Origin of the sequence: Methylocystis sp. (assembly GCF_021731785.1) — a bacterium.
Classification (GTDB): domain Bacteria; phylum Pseudomonadota; class Alphaproteobacteria; order Rhizobiales; family Beijerinckiaceae; genus Methylocystis.
On record NZ_JAKFWS010000051.1, the window covers coordinates 1 to 14,320 of the forward strand.

The 14,320-nt window shown below is 63.1% G+C and carries 15 protein-coding genes; 6 read left to right on the forward strand and 9 right to left on the reverse strand.

Annotation, left to right across the window (positions count from 1 at the left end; all coding sequences use genetic code 11):
* Positions 1-609: hypothetical protein (locus QZ964_RS10375; protein WP_292531466.1), on the forward strand; the 609-nt coding region annotated here is incomplete at its 5' end.
* Between the two features lie 38 nt (positions 610-647).
* Here the strand turns inward: QZ964_RS10375 and purD are convergent.
* The gene (gene purD, locus QZ964_RS10380) at positions 648-1,931 is read right to left on the reverse strand and encodes a phosphoribosylamine--glycine ligase (RefSeq protein WP_292531467.1); all 1,284 of its coding nucleotides are present in this window, start codon (positions 1,929-1,931) and stop codon (positions 648-650) included.
* A gap of 145 nt (positions 1,932-2,076) precedes the next feature.
* On the opposite strand from purD, the gene QZ964_RS10385 reads away from it, so the two are divergent.
* The gene (locus QZ964_RS10385; protein ID WP_292531469.1) at positions 2,077-2,763 is read left to right on the forward strand and encodes a hypothetical protein; all 687 of its coding nucleotides are present in this window, start codon (positions 2,077-2,079) and stop codon (positions 2,761-2,763) included.
* 136 nt (positions 2,764-2,899) lie between these two features.
* Complete coding sequence (gene ettA / locus QZ964_RS10390; protein WP_292531470.1) at positions 2,900-4,552, forward strand: energy-dependent translational throttle protein EttA; 1,653 nt, start codon at positions 2,900-2,902, stop codon at positions 4,550-4,552.
* A gap of 81 nt (positions 4,553-4,633) precedes the next feature.
* On the opposite strand, the gene QZ964_RS10395 is transcribed toward ettA, so the two are convergent.
* Entirely contained in the window at positions 4,634-4,963 is a 330-nt protein-coding gene (locus QZ964_RS10395) for a DUF3175 domain-containing protein (RefSeq protein WP_292531472.1), read from the reverse strand.
* A 145-nt stretch (positions 4,964-5,108) separates the two neighbouring features.
* On the opposite strand from QZ964_RS10395, the gene QZ964_RS10400 reads away from it, so the two are divergent.
* Positions 5,109-5,606, forward strand: a complete 498-nt coding sequence (locus QZ964_RS10400) for a lytic transglycosylase domain-containing protein (RefSeq protein WP_292531473.1) — start codon at positions 5,109-5,111, stop codon at positions 5,604-5,606.
* 10 nt (positions 5,607-5,616) lie between these two features.
* On the opposite strand, the gene lptA is transcribed toward QZ964_RS10400, so the two are convergent.
* From lptA to QZ964_RS10415, 3 genes are read right to left on the reverse strand one after another with little or no spacing between them, the layout of a single operon-like run.
* The gene (gene lptA / locus QZ964_RS10405; RefSeq protein WP_292531474.1) at positions 5,617-6,147 is read right to left on the reverse strand and encodes a lipopolysaccharide transport periplasmic protein LptA; all 531 of its coding nucleotides are present in this window, start codon (positions 6,145-6,147) and stop codon (positions 5,617-5,619) included.
* Positions 6,148-6,852, reverse strand: coding sequence for an LPS export ABC transporter periplasmic protein LptC (gene lptC / locus QZ964_RS10410; RefSeq protein ID WP_292531475.1), 705 nt, complete (start codon positions 6,850-6,852; stop codon positions 6,148-6,150).
* A 50-nt stretch (positions 6,853-6,902) separates the two neighbouring features.
* A complete protein-coding gene (locus QZ964_RS10415; protein WP_292531476.1) occupies positions 6,903-7,517 on the reverse strand; it encodes a ribonuclease D in 615 nt (204 codons plus the stop codon).
* 518 nt (positions 7,518-8,035) lie between these two features.
* Here QZ964_RS10415 and QZ964_RS10420 point away from each other — a divergent pair.
* Entirely contained in the window at positions 8,036-9,199 is a 1,164-nt protein-coding gene (locus QZ964_RS10420) for an AI-2E family transporter (protein WP_292531477.1), read from the forward strand.
* 130 nt (positions 9,200-9,329) lie between these two features.
* Here QZ964_RS10420 and QZ964_RS10425 read toward each other — a convergent pair whose 3' ends face one another.
* Together QZ964_RS10425 and QZ964_RS10430 are read right to left on the reverse strand one after the other, a co-directional pair.
* On the reverse strand, positions 9,330-11,204 hold the full coding sequence (locus tag QZ964_RS10425; protein WP_292531479.1) for an enoyl-CoA hydratase-related protein: 1,875 nt from the start codon (positions 11,202-11,204) through the stop codon (positions 9,330-9,332).
* A gap of 186 nt (positions 11,205-11,390) precedes the next feature.
* Positions 11,391-12,416 (reverse strand): GlxA family transcriptional regulator, encoded by a 1,026-nt coding sequence (locus QZ964_RS10430; RefSeq protein WP_292531480.1) that lies wholly within the window; start codon positions 12,414-12,416, stop codon positions 11,391-11,393.
* Positions 12,417-12,532: 116 nt separating this feature from the next.
* Here QZ964_RS10430 and QZ964_RS10435 point away from each other — a divergent pair, with 116 nt between their 5' ends.
* A complete protein-coding gene (locus QZ964_RS10435) occupies positions 12,533-12,721 on the forward strand; it encodes a hypothetical protein (protein WP_292531482.1) in 189 nt (62 codons plus the stop codon).
* Here the strand turns inward: QZ964_RS10435 and QZ964_RS10440 are convergent.
* Positions 12,689-13,864 carry a lytic murein transglycosylase gene (locus QZ964_RS10440; RefSeq protein ID WP_292531508.1) on the reverse strand — a complete coding sequence of 392 codons (1,176 nt, stop codon included), beginning with the start codon at positions 13,862-13,864 and terminating at the stop codon, positions 12,689-12,691. The two genes, QZ964_RS10435 and QZ964_RS10440, sit on opposite strands and share 33 nt — an antisense overlap.
* A gap of 63 nt (positions 13,865-13,927) precedes the next feature.
* Positions 13,928-14,221: a hypothetical protein gene (locus QZ964_RS10445; RefSeq protein ID WP_292531484.1), complete on the reverse strand. Its 294-nt coding sequence runs from the start codon at positions 14,219-14,221 to the stop codon at positions 13,928-13,930.
* Positions 14,222-14,320 lie beyond the last annotated feature (99 nt).

Here is a 14,320-nt window from a genome sequence, read left to right on the forward strand (position 1 = left end):
ATGCAGCTGTCCGCGCAAGACGTCGAGCGCATCGCGCAAACCATCCGCAGCGCCGAAGACACAACGTCGGGCGAGATCGTCTGCGTGCTGGCGCGCCGTTCGTCCGATTACGCCTACGTGCCGCCGCTCTGGGGCGCCTTCGCGGCGCTGGCGTCGCCCTGGCCGATGCTCCTGTTCACCGATCTGTCGACTCGCGAAATTTTTTCAGCGCAGATCGTGATCTTCGTCGTCGCGACGCTGTTCGTCTCATGGGGACCCGTGCGTTTTTTCCTGACGCCGCGCGCGGTCAAGCGCGCCCGCGCTGCGCGCGAGGCGATCGAGCAATTCTTCTCGCGCGGCGTCGCCGCCACCAAGGGACGCACCGGCGTGCTAATCTTTGTCTCCTGCGCCGAGCGCTATGCGCGCATCGTCGCCGACGACGCGATCGCCGCAAAAATCGCCAATGACGAATGGCGCGGCGCGCTGGATTTGCTGCTGGAAGAAATTCGGCACGAGCGAGTGGCGGACGGTTTTGTCGCGGCGATCGAGGAATGCGCGCGCCTCTTGGCGCAGCACGCCCCGCCGGGCGCGAACGGCGACGAACTGCCGGACAAGATCTATGTGATCTAGCCAGTCACGGATTGGGCGCGCGACAGACCCGACGGCGTTTAGCGGGACTTCCTCTCCCGCGCGACTTCCCGCCAGCCGATGTCACGTCGGCAAAAGCCGCCGGGCCAGTCGATGAGATCGACTGCAGCGTAAGCGCGCGCCTGCGCCTCGGCGACGCTTTCGCCAAGCGCGGTGATATTGAGCACACGCCCGCCGGCGGCGAGGAGCCGGCCGCCTTCCTCGCGCGTGCCGGCGTGGGTGATCGTGACGCCCTCGACGGCTTCGGCGCTTTTCAGATTGCGGATTTCGGAACCGGTGATCGGCGTTCCCGGATAGTTTTGCGCCGCCAACACCACTGTCAGCGCCGCAAGCGGCGAGAACCGCGGCCGCGCCTGCGGCAATGCGCCTCGCGTCGAAGCAAGCATCAGCTCGAGAAGATCGCCTTCAAGGCGCGGCAGAACGGCTTGCGCCTCGGGATCGCCGAAGCGGCAGTTATATTCGATGAGCTTCGGCCCCTCCTTGGTGAGCATCAGTCCCGCGTAGAGCACGCCCTTGAACGGCGCGCCCGTTTCGCGCATCGCGCGCATGGTCGGTTCGATAATCTCGGACATCACCCGAGCCTCGATCGCGGGCGTCACGACGGTGGCCGGCGAATAGGCGCCCATGCCGCCGGTATTGGGCCCTGTATCGCCGTCGCCGACCCGCTTATGATCCTGCGCCGTGGCGAAAGGCAGCGCGCGGACGCCGTCGCAGATTGCAAAGAACGACGCCTCTTCGCCCTCAAGACATTCTTCGATGACCACTTCGGCGCCTGACAGGCCAAAGTCGCCGGCAAACATCGCCTGCACGGCCTGCTCCGCTTCCTCGAGCGTCTGGGCGACGACGACGCCCTTGCCGGCGGCGAGTCCGTCGGCCTTGACGACAATCGGCGCGCCATTCTCGCGCAGATACTGCAGCGCCGGCTCGAGCGCGCCGAAACGCGCGTAGCGCGCGGTCGGAATGCCGCTGTCGCGACACAAATCCTTTGTGAACCCCTTGGAGCCTTCAAGCTGAGCCGCCGCCTGCGTCGGGCCGAAAGCAAGCACGCCATGCTTCTCCAGCGCATCGACGAGACCGCCGATCAGCGGCTGCTCGGGGCCCATGACGACGAGCGCAATTGCCGCCTCCCGACAAAAGTCGATGACGGCGGTGTGGTCGGCGACGTCGAGATCGACGTTTTCGCCAATCCGCGCCGTTCCCGGATTGCCGGGCGCGATGTAAAGCCGCTTCAGCAGCGGGCTTCTTTTCAGCGCGAGAGCAATCGCATTTTCCCGGCCGCCTGATCCGATCAGAAGAACATTCATAGCGCTGCGCCCGTCCGATTGCCTCGTTTCCGCTTGTAGAGCGCGTCGGCGTCAAAAGGCAATTTGACCCGGAAATGTTAGGCTTGCCCGCTGCATGAACGCCGCTAGCTAGCGCACCGGGGGGCGAGCGGCTGGAGTGTCCCACATGTCCATTACCCGAGATATCGCATCCCATGACAACGCGGTCGCTTATGGCGGCCTCATCGACGCCATAGGGGGCGTCGCCACCATCGTCCTTGTGATTTGCGGTTTAGTCGGAATTTCGCCGGCAATGATGATCGCAATTGCGACGATCGTCTTCGGCGTCGCGCTCTTGATCCAGGGCGGAGCGATGCTATCGGACTATGCGCAAGTCGTATTTCCCGACGGCGCTCGGACTGCTACCCCTGAGCAGATGGGCGGCAATAGCCTTGCGCTCGTCTTTCTCGTCGGCGCGGGCGGAATCGTGCTCGGCGTACTGTCGCTTCTGGGGATCGCCGCGCCAGTCCTCACGCCGGTCGCCGTGATCGCCTTTGGCACCGCGCTGCTTCTGAGCAGCAACGCAGTATGGCGCCTCTATGTGCTTCGCCGCGCCTCCATGGCAATGGAGCCGACGAGCGTCGCGCAGTCGCAACACATTGGCGCGGAGATGCTCGCCAGCGAAATGGCGTCGGGCTCCGCCGGCATTCAGGCGCTCGCCGGATTGGCCGCGATTGTGCTCGGCATCCTGGCGCTCGCCGGCAATACCGCCGATCTCACCCTGATTCTCGTCGCGCTGCTCGCGCTCGGCGCGACGCTTGTGCTGACGGGCAGCACCCTGAGCGCCACGGTTCTGAGCTTTATGCGCAGCTGAGCGCCCAGCCTGCCCGTAGAATCAATCCCCCCGGCGGCCGGCCGGGGGGATTTTTTCGTCCTCTCGACCCGACGGCTTCCCTCCAAGCGCGAAAATGCTCTAAACACAGCGCCAATCTCATCCATTGCGAGGCGATATGGCGCGCCAGTTCATCTATCACATGCAGGGCCTCACCAAGACCTACCCGGGCGGCAAGAAGGTCTTGGAGAATATCAATCTTTCCTTTTATCCCGACGCCAAGATCGGCGTGCTCGGCGTCAATGGCGCCGGCAAGTCGACTCTGCTGCGCGTCATGGCCGGCATCGACAAGGAATATACCGGCGAAGGCTTCGTCGCCGAGGGCGCCCGCGTCGGCTATCTGCCCCAGGAGCCGCACCTCGACCCGACCCTCGACGTGCGCGGCAACGTCATGCTCGGCGTCGCCGACAAGAAGGCCATTCTCGACCGCTACAACGATCTCGCCATGAATTATTCGGACGAGACCGCCGACGAGATGACGAAGCTCCAGGACGAGATCGAGGCCAAGGGACTGTGGGACCTGGACAGCCAGGTCGATCAGGCCATGGACGCGCTCGGCTGCCCGCCCGACGACGCCGACGTGACCAAGCTTTCCGGCGGCGAGCGGCGTCGCGTCGCGCTCTGCAAGCTGCTGCTGGAGCAGCCCGAACTGCTGCTGCTCGACGAACCGACCAATCATCTCGACGCCGAAACCGTCAATTGGCTCGAAGGACATCTGCGCCAATATCCCGGCGCCATCCTGATCGTCACCCACGACCGCTATTTTCTCGACAATGTCACCGGCTGGATATTGGAGCTCGATCGCGGCCGCGGCATTCCCTATGAGGGCAATTACACCAGCTGGCTGAAGCAGAAGCAGAAGCGCCTCTCGCAGGAATCGAGCGAGGACAAGGCGCGCCAGCGCGCGCTCGAAGCGGAAAGCGAGTGGATCGCGGCGTCGCCAAAGGCGCGGCAGGCGAAGAGCAAGGCGCGTATCCAGCGTTACGAGGAGCTTGTCGCCAAACAGAACGACAAGGCGCCGACGACCGCGCAGATCGTCATTCCGGTGGCCGAACGGCTCGGCGACAATGTCATCGAGTTCAACCATCTGTCGAAAGGCTATGGCGACACGCTCTTGATCGACGACCTCTCCTTCAAATTGCCGCCCGGCGGCATCGTCGGGGTGATCGGGCCGAACGGCGCCGGCAAGACGACGCTGTTTCGCATGATCACCGGACAAGAGAAGCCCGACAACGGGACGATCGAGATCGGCGACAGCGTGCAGCTCGGCTATGTCGACCAATCGCGCGACGCGCTGCACGCCAACAAGACCGTCTGGGAGGAAATCTCGGACGGCAATGAGGTGATCTATCTCGGCAAACGCGAGATCAACAGCCGCGCCTATTGCTCGGCCTTCAACTTCAAGGGCGCCGATCAGCAAAAGAAGGTCGGCCAGCTCTCAGGCGGCGAACGCAACCGCGTGCATCTCGCCAAAATGCTGAAAAGCGGCGCCAATGTGCTGCTGCTCGATGAGCCGACCAACGACCTCGACGTCGATACGCTGCGCGCGCTCGAAGATGCTCTGGTCGATTTCGCCGGCTGCGCGGTCATCATTTCGCATGACCGCTTCTTCCTCGACCGCATCGCGACGCATATTCTCGCCTATGAGGGCGACAGCCACGTCGAATGGTTCGAGGGCAATTTCGCCGATTACGAAGAGGACAAGAAGCGGCGCCTTGGAGTCGACAGCGTTATTCCGCACCGTCTGAAGTATAAGAAGTTCACGCGGTGAGAAGCTGAAATAATTCTATCTCCGGCCCGCCGTAAAGCCGCGCGCTGTTTGGCGGTCAAGTTCTGGCGTCAATCTCGTCGCTCAATTTGGCGTCCGCCCGAACGCTTTCCGCAGTTCGTCTTTCGCCTGCCCGAGCACCTTCCGGCGCTCCTCGGACAGATCCTTGCCAGCTCTGTTGATGTAGAAAGTCAGCATGGACATGGCGGAACGAAACGGGTCCGCTTTGCGCCGGTCGCTCGCCCCCGCCGACCTTTTCAGGGAGCGGGCGATCTTCGCAGGATCGTCCCATGTGAAGACGCCCGCATCGAGGTCGAGCGCGTTGCTGTGGCGCGTGACGTCGCCCGACCAGTAGTTGGTTGCGGTCTTTGAGCTTTTTGCCGACGAGCGGCGCTTCGACTGTTTCTGTGCCATCGCCGCCTCGCGCCAAGGGATAGGCAGGCAGCTAGTTGACCTCCCCCAGAAATCAACGCCGGCAAGCATAGCCGCCACGATTTCGCCATCTGGGCATGGCGCATTTCCCGGCTGGGCCGTGGGCGGTCAACGAGGGGAATTTGGGATGCGCTTACTCCGCCGGGCCGCCACCCTTGCCGCTTTCGGCGCTCTGTCGCTCGCGGGCTGCGCGCCGCAGGAATCTCCCGTCGCTTCGGCCCCCGCCGCCTATGACGAGGCCGCCCCGCCCAAGGCGCTCGCCGGCCAGGACGCGCTCCACGCCCGGATCGCCCATTACGCCCGCATCTACGACATTCCGGAATCGCTCATTCACCGCTCGATCCGCCGCGAGAGCAATTACAATCCCAACGCCCGGCACGGACCCTATTGGGGGCTGATGCAAATCCGTCACGACACGGCCCGACACATGGGCTACGACGGCCCGGCGAGCGGTCTCCTCGACGCCGACACCAATCTGGCCTTCGCGGTGCCTCATCTCGCCAATGCCTACAAGGTCAGCGGCGGCAATGAAGCGCGGGCGATCAGGCTCTACGCCGGCGGCTATTACTATGAAGCCAAGCGCAAGCACATGCTCGACGAGCTTCTGACCTCAGCCTCTCAGTAACTTACGAAGCTTATTGGTTCTTGGGCATGAAGGTGCTGCGCACGCGGCCGCCTTGCGCCGCGCCGCCCTGAACGGTCGCCATGCCCGTCGCGACGTCATAGACGAGCCGGTCGCCCTTCACGATGTTCTCGCCCTGGGTGAGCGTGACGTTGCCGATGAGATAGACCTTGTTTTCGGATTTGTCGTAGCTGCCGCGATCGCCAGTGCCGATCTGGTCTTTCGAAACGAGCGTCACCGGCCCTTCGACGTCGATGTGTTTGACCCGATCATTGGTCGTCTCCGCGGGCTGGCCGCTGCCCTTTCCTTCCAAAAAAATGATGAGGCGCGCGGCCTTCAATGTCGACGGCCCTTGCGTGACGATCACGCTGCCGGAATAGATGAGCTTCTGCTCCTTCTCGAAATAATCGAGCTTGCCGGCGTCGATATTGAGCGGATCCTTGGCTGAGGCGCCCGGCAGGATGCCGCCCGAGCGGCCCGCGGCGCTTGCCGGCGTCGCGGCGACGAGCGCAGCAAGGAGAAGAACGAGGGTGCGGCGGCGCATTTAGTCCTTGGTCGCGGCGCCGGAAGTTTGCGAAGGCGCCTCGCCCTCACCGTATAGCACCGAATGGACGCCGCCCGCGAAACTCGCGCGCCGCTCTTTTTGAGAAAATTCGACCGACTGCGCCGTGACCTCGCCGCCATCGATCTTCAAGAGCACGGGCTTGTCGGACGTCATCGTGCTGGCCTTCAAATCCATCACCGCCGACTCGAGCCGCATATCGAAATTCTTGTCGTCTCGGATATTGACGCCGCCGGTCATGTCGGCGCGATCGGCCTTCCTGTTGTAGACTCCCTTTTCCGCCGACATGACGATGGAATTGTCCTTGGTGTTTTCGACCCGAACTTCGAGTTGATCGAGCTCGAAGACGTCCGGCTTTGCAAGATCCTGAACGCCGACGACGGCGCGCACCTCATAGGGGCGCCCGTCCTTGCGATAGCCGACGAGTTTGGGGCTTTCGATGACGATGCGGGAGCCCTTCAGCGCGACCCGCGCCAGGCTCAGGTCGGCCGGCAGAAAGCGCAGCGAGCTGATCAGCAGGCCGAGGCCGACGATTCCGACGACGCCGCCAGCCCCCCAAAGGAACCAGCGCCGAAGCCGCGTAACCCGCGAGGTATGGCGCAGCGCCTCCGGAAAGGCGTTCTGGCGCGGCAAGACAAGCGCGCCGAGGCGATCGCGGGCGCTGGGCGCCGGGAAAACGTCAGTCATGCTGAAATCGTGCGGCATGCAGGTGGCGAATTCGAGGCGAAGCCAAAGTCTTATTCGTGGGCGAAAATATCCGTGTCGGGCCAGCCGGCGAGGTCGAGCCGGGCGCGGGCGGGCAGAAAATCGAAACAGGCCTGGGCCAATTCGGCCCGTCCCTCGCGGGCCAGCATCGCGTCAAGCCTGTCCTTGAGCTGATGCAGATAGAGAACGTCCGAGGCCGCATAGGCCTGCTGCGCGTCGGAAAGAATGGGCGCGCCCCAGTCGGACGACTGCTGCTGCTTCGATATCTCGACGCCCAAAATCTCGCGCACGAGATCCTTGAGGCCGTGCCGGTCCGTATAGGTGCGGGCGAGCTTTGAGGCGATTTTGGTGCAATAGACTGGCGCCGGAACGAAGCCGAAGGTCTTGGCCAGGACGCCGATGTCAAACCTGGCGAAGTGGAAGAGCTTTAGAACCGCCGGATCGGCCAGCAGGCGCTCGAGATTGGGCGCGCGCGTCTGACCGCGCGCGAACTGAACAAGCTCGGCGTTCCCATCGCCGAAAGAAAGCTGGGCCAGGCACAGCCGGTCGCGATAGGGATTAAGGCCCAGAGTTTCGGTGTCGATCGCGACAATGGGGCCAGCGCCGATCCCCTCGGGGAGATCGCCCTGGTGCAGGCGGATGGTCATGCGGCTCGAATCATTCACAGTGGAGGGGGCAGTGTATCGCAGAATGCGCAAAGCTTGTCGAAGCGTGCCGGCCAGGCGGCGCCGGTCTCGCTTCATAACCGGGGCGAATTATGTAAGCATTGTTGCGCGGTCTACGGACCTTCCAGCTTGGGGATTAACCGTATGCGTTACTTGATCGCTGTCATTCTCATCTGCGCGGTCGCTGCGCCGGCCGCATCCGCCGCCTCGTCAAAGAGCAACGCGAAATCGGTTTCGGCGTCAAAGTCGGACCCGGGGACCAAAAGCGGCAAACGCAGTCGGCAGAGCTCTGAGTCCAAGGGACTCGGCGGCATCCATCCGCTGGTCGGCAGCGGCGACTATTAGGCGCGGGTGAAGGCGCAGGGCGGCTCCGGCTGGCGTTTGGCGGGAGGCGGCCCGCCGAACCGCCCCGTTGACGCGAAACGAATTCGCTGGTCAGACGCCCGCCATGTCTTCATTCTATTGCGATGCAAAAGTCGCCGAATGACAAGAGCGCGCCAGTGATCGATCTGCCAAACGGCCTTAACGGCTCCGACCGCCGCTTCAACACGCTGGTCATTGAATTAGCGATCCGCCTGTTCGCGATCGGCGCGTTGATCTACTGGACCTTCATCATCATCCTGCCGTTCGCGGCGATCATTCTCTGGAGCGTCGTGCTCGCCGTGGCGCTCTATCCGATTTACCGGGTGGTGGCCGAATTGTTGGGCGGTCGGCCGATAACAGCCGCAGTATTGATGACGATCGCCGGTCTCGTGCTGATCATCGGACCGGTCACATGGATGGCGGTCGGCGCGATCGATCCCATCAAGGCGGTGGTGGCCGGGTTCGACAATGGCGACATCGCGATTCCGCCGCCGCCGGCGTCGATCAAGGATTGGCCGTTCATCGGCGAGCAGCTCTATTCCTTCTGGCTCTTAGCCTCGACCAATCTGCGCAGCGCGTTCACGCAGGTGCTTCCGCAGTTGAAGCCCGCCGGTGAATTTTTGCTCGACATGGCGAAGAGCGCGGGCGCGGGCACGCTCAAATTCCTGGTCTCCGTCCTGCTTATGGGCTTCATTCTCGCCGCCGCGCCGCAATTGCTCGCGGGGACCCGCGCGCTGTCGCGGCGCATCGATCCGTCGAGCGGCGAGAAATTCGTCGATCTCGCCGGCGCCACGATCAACGCCGTTTCCCGCGGCGTCATGGGCCTCTCGCTGATGCAGGCGGCGATCGGCGGAATCGGCATGTATCTCGCCGACGTGCCCGGCGCGAGCCTGCTGACGATCGCCATTCTGGTGCTCGGCATCATCCAGATCGGACCGCTGCTCGTCGTGGCGCCCGTCATTTTCTGGGCCTGGACGACCCTCACGCCGGGTCCCGCCCTGGCGCTGACGGTCTGCATGCTCAGCGTCAACTACATGGACAATGTGCTGAAGCCCTTCATCTTCGCACATGGGCTGTCGACGCCGATCCCGGTGATTTTCGTCGGCGTGATCGGCGGCGTTCTGGCGCATGGAATCGCCGGCCTGTTCGCAGGACCGGTGGTGCTTGCCGTCGTCTGGGAGCTGGCGAAAGCCTGGATCGCCGACGACCTGAAGGTGGTCAACGAATCGGAAGCCGAGCCGGATTTCAAAGTGGAAAAGCCGCCCGGGCTACCGTCCGCGCAGGGCGTTAAGAACCTTTAGGCTGGCGCGGCCGTTGCGCTGCAGGCCGGCGCGCGAGCTTGCGGGTGGCGATCAGGGGTCGAATGGCGCACGCGGACGCCGAAGACCTACGCCGCTCGACGCCCAAAACCGCGAGATATTCATGGAGCCATCATGGCGCCGTTGCGAACAGGCGTCGGATCGTGACCTGCAACAGGTTCACCCATGCTTGGGCCATGTTCAGCGAACTGCGATCTTCCTCCAATGGTCGAGCGGACTGGAGTTCGAACGGATGGCGGGCGCTCGCTTGATGTGCGCCCTCCCTTGCCGCCACTTGGGGTTCGCGAGAGATCTTCGACGTATGGCTGCGGCGAATGAGCGAAGCCGGTTCGGCGGCAAGGCGCGTCGGCGGGTTGCCTTTGAAGACAAAGCGTCGACGGGCCTCATGGTAAGCGCGATCTGGTCCAAAGAAATTTACCCGCATCCGATCGAGCTCTTCGGCGCGATAATTTGCCAGAGGCTTGGTGAGTTCGGCGTCTATTCGGCGCTCGAGTTTTTGTAGAATGCTCGACCGATATTGGGGGCCATGCGCCAGTTCCATCGCGCGCAACCTTAGTTCATTTTCAAACGTCTCGACATCTTCTCCAAAGACATCGTCGAGAAAGCCGATCTCTCGCGCGGTTTTTGCGCCGAGCGGCTGGCAGGATTGGGTGAGTTCGAGCGCTTTCGCCTGTCCCACGCGCTTTGGAAGCAAATATGTCCAGTATTCGGAACCGAAGAGTTCACCCATGCTGCGGTAGTGAGGGTTAAGAACAACGTTGGGGCGAGCAAAAATCTGATCCGCCGCCAAAGCAAGAATCGCTCCGCCGGCGCCGGCGTTGCCACGCATTCCCGCGATCACAAATTGCGACATGGTGTTAATGACTTCATGCACCAGATCGTCCATGGCGTTTATGTTTCGCCATGACTCGTCAGCGGGGTTAGCGCTCGCTTCGATCACGTTCAAATGGATGCCGTTCGACCAGAAATCGCGTCCGCCGAGCAGCACGATGACTCTGGTGGGGCGCGAGCGGGCGTAAAGGAAGGCGTCGCGCAAACGCTTGCATTGCGCCGTGCTCATCGCGCCATTGTAGAAGTCAAACGAGAGATAGCCGACTTTGTCGTCTTCGCGATAGACGATTTCCCTGAAAGTCCGATGATCGTCCGGCGCATCGATAGGCAGCGGCTTTTCGGGTGCATCGCGAAGGAGCGGACCCAACACCTGAGTTGCAGGCAACTTGATTCCGGAGGCGACGCAGAACTCTTCCGCGCATCGGTCGCAGCCAACGCCCATCTGAGCCAGGCGGCAAATATCCGTGTGCGCCTGATCGCTCTTGGCCTTAAGATGGGAAATCCAAACAGCGCCATCGACGACGCCGATGCAGATCGCGCCATCGCGCCGCGCGAGGATATGACCAGGGGAGCCTTTGAAGCGATCCTCTTCATGGGCGCCATAAAGGAAGCAGTCGACGCCGAGCAACGTGCTCAGGACGCCCGGCGCGCTGTCTGCGGCGCGCACTTTCCTGATAATGGACGCCGCCGAGTCCTTTTCCCAATCAATAGAGCGGTCCACCTGCTTCATCGGCGGGCGAAGGCGTCCTCGTGCGTAGGACATGGCCTCGGAGAAAGGCTCCGGCCGCCAGCCTCCGGACTGAACTTCGCCCGTCTCGATCCGCGCGATCGCTTCAAGCACGCCGCGGAGAGCAGCTTCAGTGACTGGGCCGCGATAGAGACTGCTCTTGCTCGACGGATCTGAATCGAGAGCGAATTCCGGAGAAGCCCAAATGGGCCCCGCGTCGAAATCCTCGGCGGCCTCCAGGATGGTGACGCCCCATGCCCTCTCGTGGTTAGTAATGGCCCAATCGAGCGACGACGGTCCTCGATCGCCTTTGACGCCCGGATGCACAATCAGACATCTTGTGCGGGCGTAAACCTCAGTCGGAATCGCGATCTTCAACATAGGCGCGACAATCAGATCCGGCGCTTCATGGGCGGCGGCTTCGATCATGTCCTCGCTGTTCGCAACGACCCTGACCCGAATGTCATGACCGCGATCGGTCAGTTCAACCAAGAGCCTTTGGCTGAGGCTGTTATGAGCAGAGGTCAAAAAAAGTATGCGCACGGGTCCGTCCCATGTTCTGGTTGGTTCAGGTTGAAAGAAGCTGTTTGCGTCGATTCAGCGCGAACCGCTGAATCAGGCGTCTAGCGTCGATCGGAAGCGCGCTCGATAATCGGCTGGACTAGCGTCGAAAAGACGTTGAAAAGTGCGTCGCATGCGTTCGGCGTTTCCAAAACCGCATTCCGTTGCAATCGTCTCGATCGATGAATTCATGTGCTCAAGCTTGGCGCGCGCCGCGTCCGCGCGCGCGCGTTCGGCGAATTCGGCCGGCGTCTGTCCGGTCTCGTTCCGGAACAGGCGCGAGAAACTTCGCTCGCTCATCGCCATTCGATCAGCCAGCGCGGGGACGCTCAGATCAGCCTCTGGATGAGCCAACATCCATGTCTGAAGTTCGCTGACGTCCGCTCGCAAAGGCTTCTCGACGATGCTCGTATGGCCCCTGAACTGGGATTGCCCGCCCGGTCGCCTCGGAAACACGAGCAGCGCGCGCGCTACGCCGAGCATCAATTCCCTACCCAGATCCTCCTCCACCAGAGTTAGGGCAAGGTCGATACCGGCTGTAATTCCTCCTGATGTGTAGACATTCCCATCGCGGATAAAAATACGGCTCGCATCAACTTCGATCGACGGATACGCCTTCGCGAGATGATCGGCATACGTCCAGTGCGTCGTCGCGCGTCTTCGATCTAGGAGGCCCGCCGCCGCGAGAACGAAGGCGCCGGTGCAAATCGAAACGATTCGCCGTGTTCTTGGCGCGATCGACCGCACCCAATCAACCATCGCGGATTCATTGGCGGCAGCTTCACAACCAGTCCCGCCCACCACTACAAGAGTGTCCAGTCTCTCGACCATCTCTTCGTAGCTGTGCGAGGCGACGATCTCTAATCCGGACATCGTGCGGATTGGCCCCACGGCCTTCGCGATCACAAGAGATCGGTAGGTTGGCGGCCTTCTGAGCACGCTCAACATGAGGTCGGCCCAATGGAACGTTTCGAACGGTCCGGTGAGGTCAAGGCTCTGGCAGTCCGGGTAGACCAAAAACCCGACCCGACGGAAATGGACGGTCTGCCTGCAAGGAATTTCAGCGCAATGCTTTTCCATGCCGCGATCTTCCAGCGCCATTCATGTCGTCGCAAGGACAAATATCCCACCTTTTCGGCCAGCCGCCCGCGCCGAAGAGCCGGCAAAGCTCAAACCCATGAAGTCAAACTGCATCATTGCCGCCGGCGGCCGCCGGCGCGATCGTCCTGTGCGCCGGACCGGTGGTGCTTGCCGTCGTCTGGGAGCTGGCGAAGGCCTGGATCGCCGACGATCTCAAGGTGGTCGGCGAATCGGAAGCCGAGCCGGATTTCAAAGTGGAAAAGCCGCCCTGGCTACCGTCGGCGCAGGGCGTTGAGAACCTTTAGGCTAGCGCGGCCATTGCGCTGCAGGCCGGCGCGCGCCTGAAAGTCGGCGATCGCCTCTTTGGTTTTCGTGCCGATCACGCCATCGGAATCGCCGACGTCGTATCCGTTGCGGGTCAGCAGCGCCTGCAGTTCGCGGCGCTCGGCGCGCGACAATCCTGGATCGTCTGTCGGCCATGGCGTCTGGATGCCCGGCCGGCCGCGCAGCATGTCGGAAAGAACGCAGATCGCCAGCGCGTAGGATTCGGCCGCATTATAGGCGTAGACCGCATCGAAATTCTTGGTGACGAGAAACGCCGGTCCGTTGCGCCCGGCCGGCAGCAGCAGCGCCGCTGACCCTTCGCCCAATCCGGAGCCGTCGAGCCGCGTCACGCCGCGCGACTGCCAGAAGCCCATCGACTGGCGGCCCTTGCGTCCGGAAGGTCCGGAATAGCCTTCCGGCAGACGCACCTCGAAGCCCCAGGGCATGCCGGAACGCCAGCCGCTCTTGTGCAGATAATTCGCCGTCGAGCCGAGCGAGTCGGCCGCCGAGCTGGCGATATTGCGCCTGCCGTCGCCGTCGAGATCCACCGCCATGCCAAGAAAGGTCGACGGCATGAATTGCGTGTGGCCGAAGGCGCCCGCCCAGGAGCCGTAGAACTCCTCCGGCGCGATATCGCCGTGGTCGAGGATTTTGAGCGCGGCGATGAATTCCTTGCGCCAATAGTCATTGCGGCGCGGCGCCTCGCAGGCGAGCGTCGCGAGGCTCTGGATCACGGGACGCTTGCCGAAGCTCTTGCCGAAGTCGGACTCGACTCCCCACACCGCAACGATGGTCGGCGCGTCGACGCCATAGCGGCTTTCCGCGGCGTGCAGCGGGCGCGCATGCTGGCGCAGCATCGCGCGCCCTTCCTCGACGCGCTCCTCGTCGACGAGCCCGGCGACATAGTCCCAGACCGGCGTCGTGAACTCGGGCTGCTTGTCCATGAAGCTGACGGCGTCGTTGGGGGCGAGCCCATTCGTCGCCGAGGCGATGGTCTGCTGACTGACGCCGGCGCTGGCAGCCGCGCCGCGAAGCCCGGCGAGGCAGGACGACCATTCCGCGCGCGCCGGCGCGGCCGCAAAGAATAGCGCGGCGAGCGCCCCGAGAAGATGATTCGCCTTCATGCCGCCAAACCTAGCCGAAAGAGGCGGCTTTTTCATGAGCCGCATCAATTGTGCGGCGCCACGTCACTGGCAAATGCGCCGCGGCTGAGAGCCGACCACCACGCCAAATTCGTCGAACACCGGACGGCGCTCGACCCAGCAGGCGGGCGGCGGCGCGACATAGACGGGCCCCGGCGCGTAGACCACGGGCGGCGCGGAATTCCCGAGCGCCCCGCCGGCGATCGCCCCAAGCGCAAAGCCGCCAATGCCCGCCGCGATGGCGGGGCCGGCGGAATCGGCGCGCGCCGGCGCAGCCGGCGCCAGCGCTGCGGCGCCAAGAGCCAGGGCCGCTGAAACCGTCGCGATAGTTCTGCGCATCACACTCTCCCATTACGGACGAGCCTAAAATCCGCGCGCGCGGCGCCGGCAGGCTCGCTCGCTTCGGAGAATAGGCGCGATCCCGTAGACGAACCGTTA

What these genes read in the sequence shown, in the direction of transcription:
- purD (WP_292531467.1), bottom strand. Translation starts at nt 1,931, where the DNA reads ATGAATGTTCTTCTGATCGGATCAGGCGGCCGGGAAAATGCGATTGCT.
- QZ964_RS10385 (WP_292531469.1), top strand. Translation starts at nt 2,077, where the DNA reads ATGTCCATTACCCGAGATATCGCATCCCATGACAACGCGGTCGCTTAT.
- ettA (WP_292531470.1), top strand. Translation starts at nt 2,900, where the DNA reads ATGGCGCGCCAGTTCATCTATCACATGCAGGGCCTCACCAAGACCTAC.
- QZ964_RS10395 (WP_292531472.1), bottom strand. Translation starts at nt 4,963, where the DNA reads ATGGCACAGAAACAGTCGAAGCGCCGCTCGTCGGCAAAAAGCTCAAAG.
- QZ964_RS10400 (WP_292531473.1), top strand. Translation starts at nt 5,109, where the DNA reads ATGCGCTTACTCCGCCGGGCCGCCACCCTTGCCGCTTTCGGCGCTCTG.
- lptA (WP_292531474.1), bottom strand. Translation starts at nt 6,147, where the DNA reads ATGCGCCGCCGCACCCTCGTTCTTCTCCTTGCTGCGCTCGTCGCCGCG.
- lptC (WP_292531475.1), bottom strand. Translation starts at nt 6,852, where the DNA reads ATGACTGACGTTTTCCCGGCGCCCAGCGCCCGCGATCGCCTCGGCGCG.
- QZ964_RS10415 (WP_292531476.1), bottom strand. Translation starts at nt 7,517, where the DNA reads ATGACCATCCGCCTGCACCAGGGCGATCTCCCCGAGGGGATCGGCGCT.
- QZ964_RS10425 (WP_292531479.1), bottom strand. Translation starts at nt 11,204, where the DNA reads ATGATCGAAGCCGCCGCCCATGAAGCGCCGGATCTGATTGTCGCGCCT.
- QZ964_RS10430 (WP_292531480.1), bottom strand. Translation starts at nt 12,416, where the DNA reads ATGGAAAAGCATTGCGCTGAAATTCCTTGCAGGCAGACCGTCCATTTC.
- QZ964_RS10440 (WP_292531508.1), bottom strand. Translation starts at nt 13,864, where the DNA reads ATGAAGGCGAATCATCTTCTCGGGGCGCTCGCCGCGCTATTCTTTGCG.
- QZ964_RS10445 (WP_292531484.1), bottom strand. Translation starts at nt 14,221, where the DNA reads ATGCGCAGAACTATCGCGACGGTTTCAGCGGCCCTGGCTCTTGGCGCC.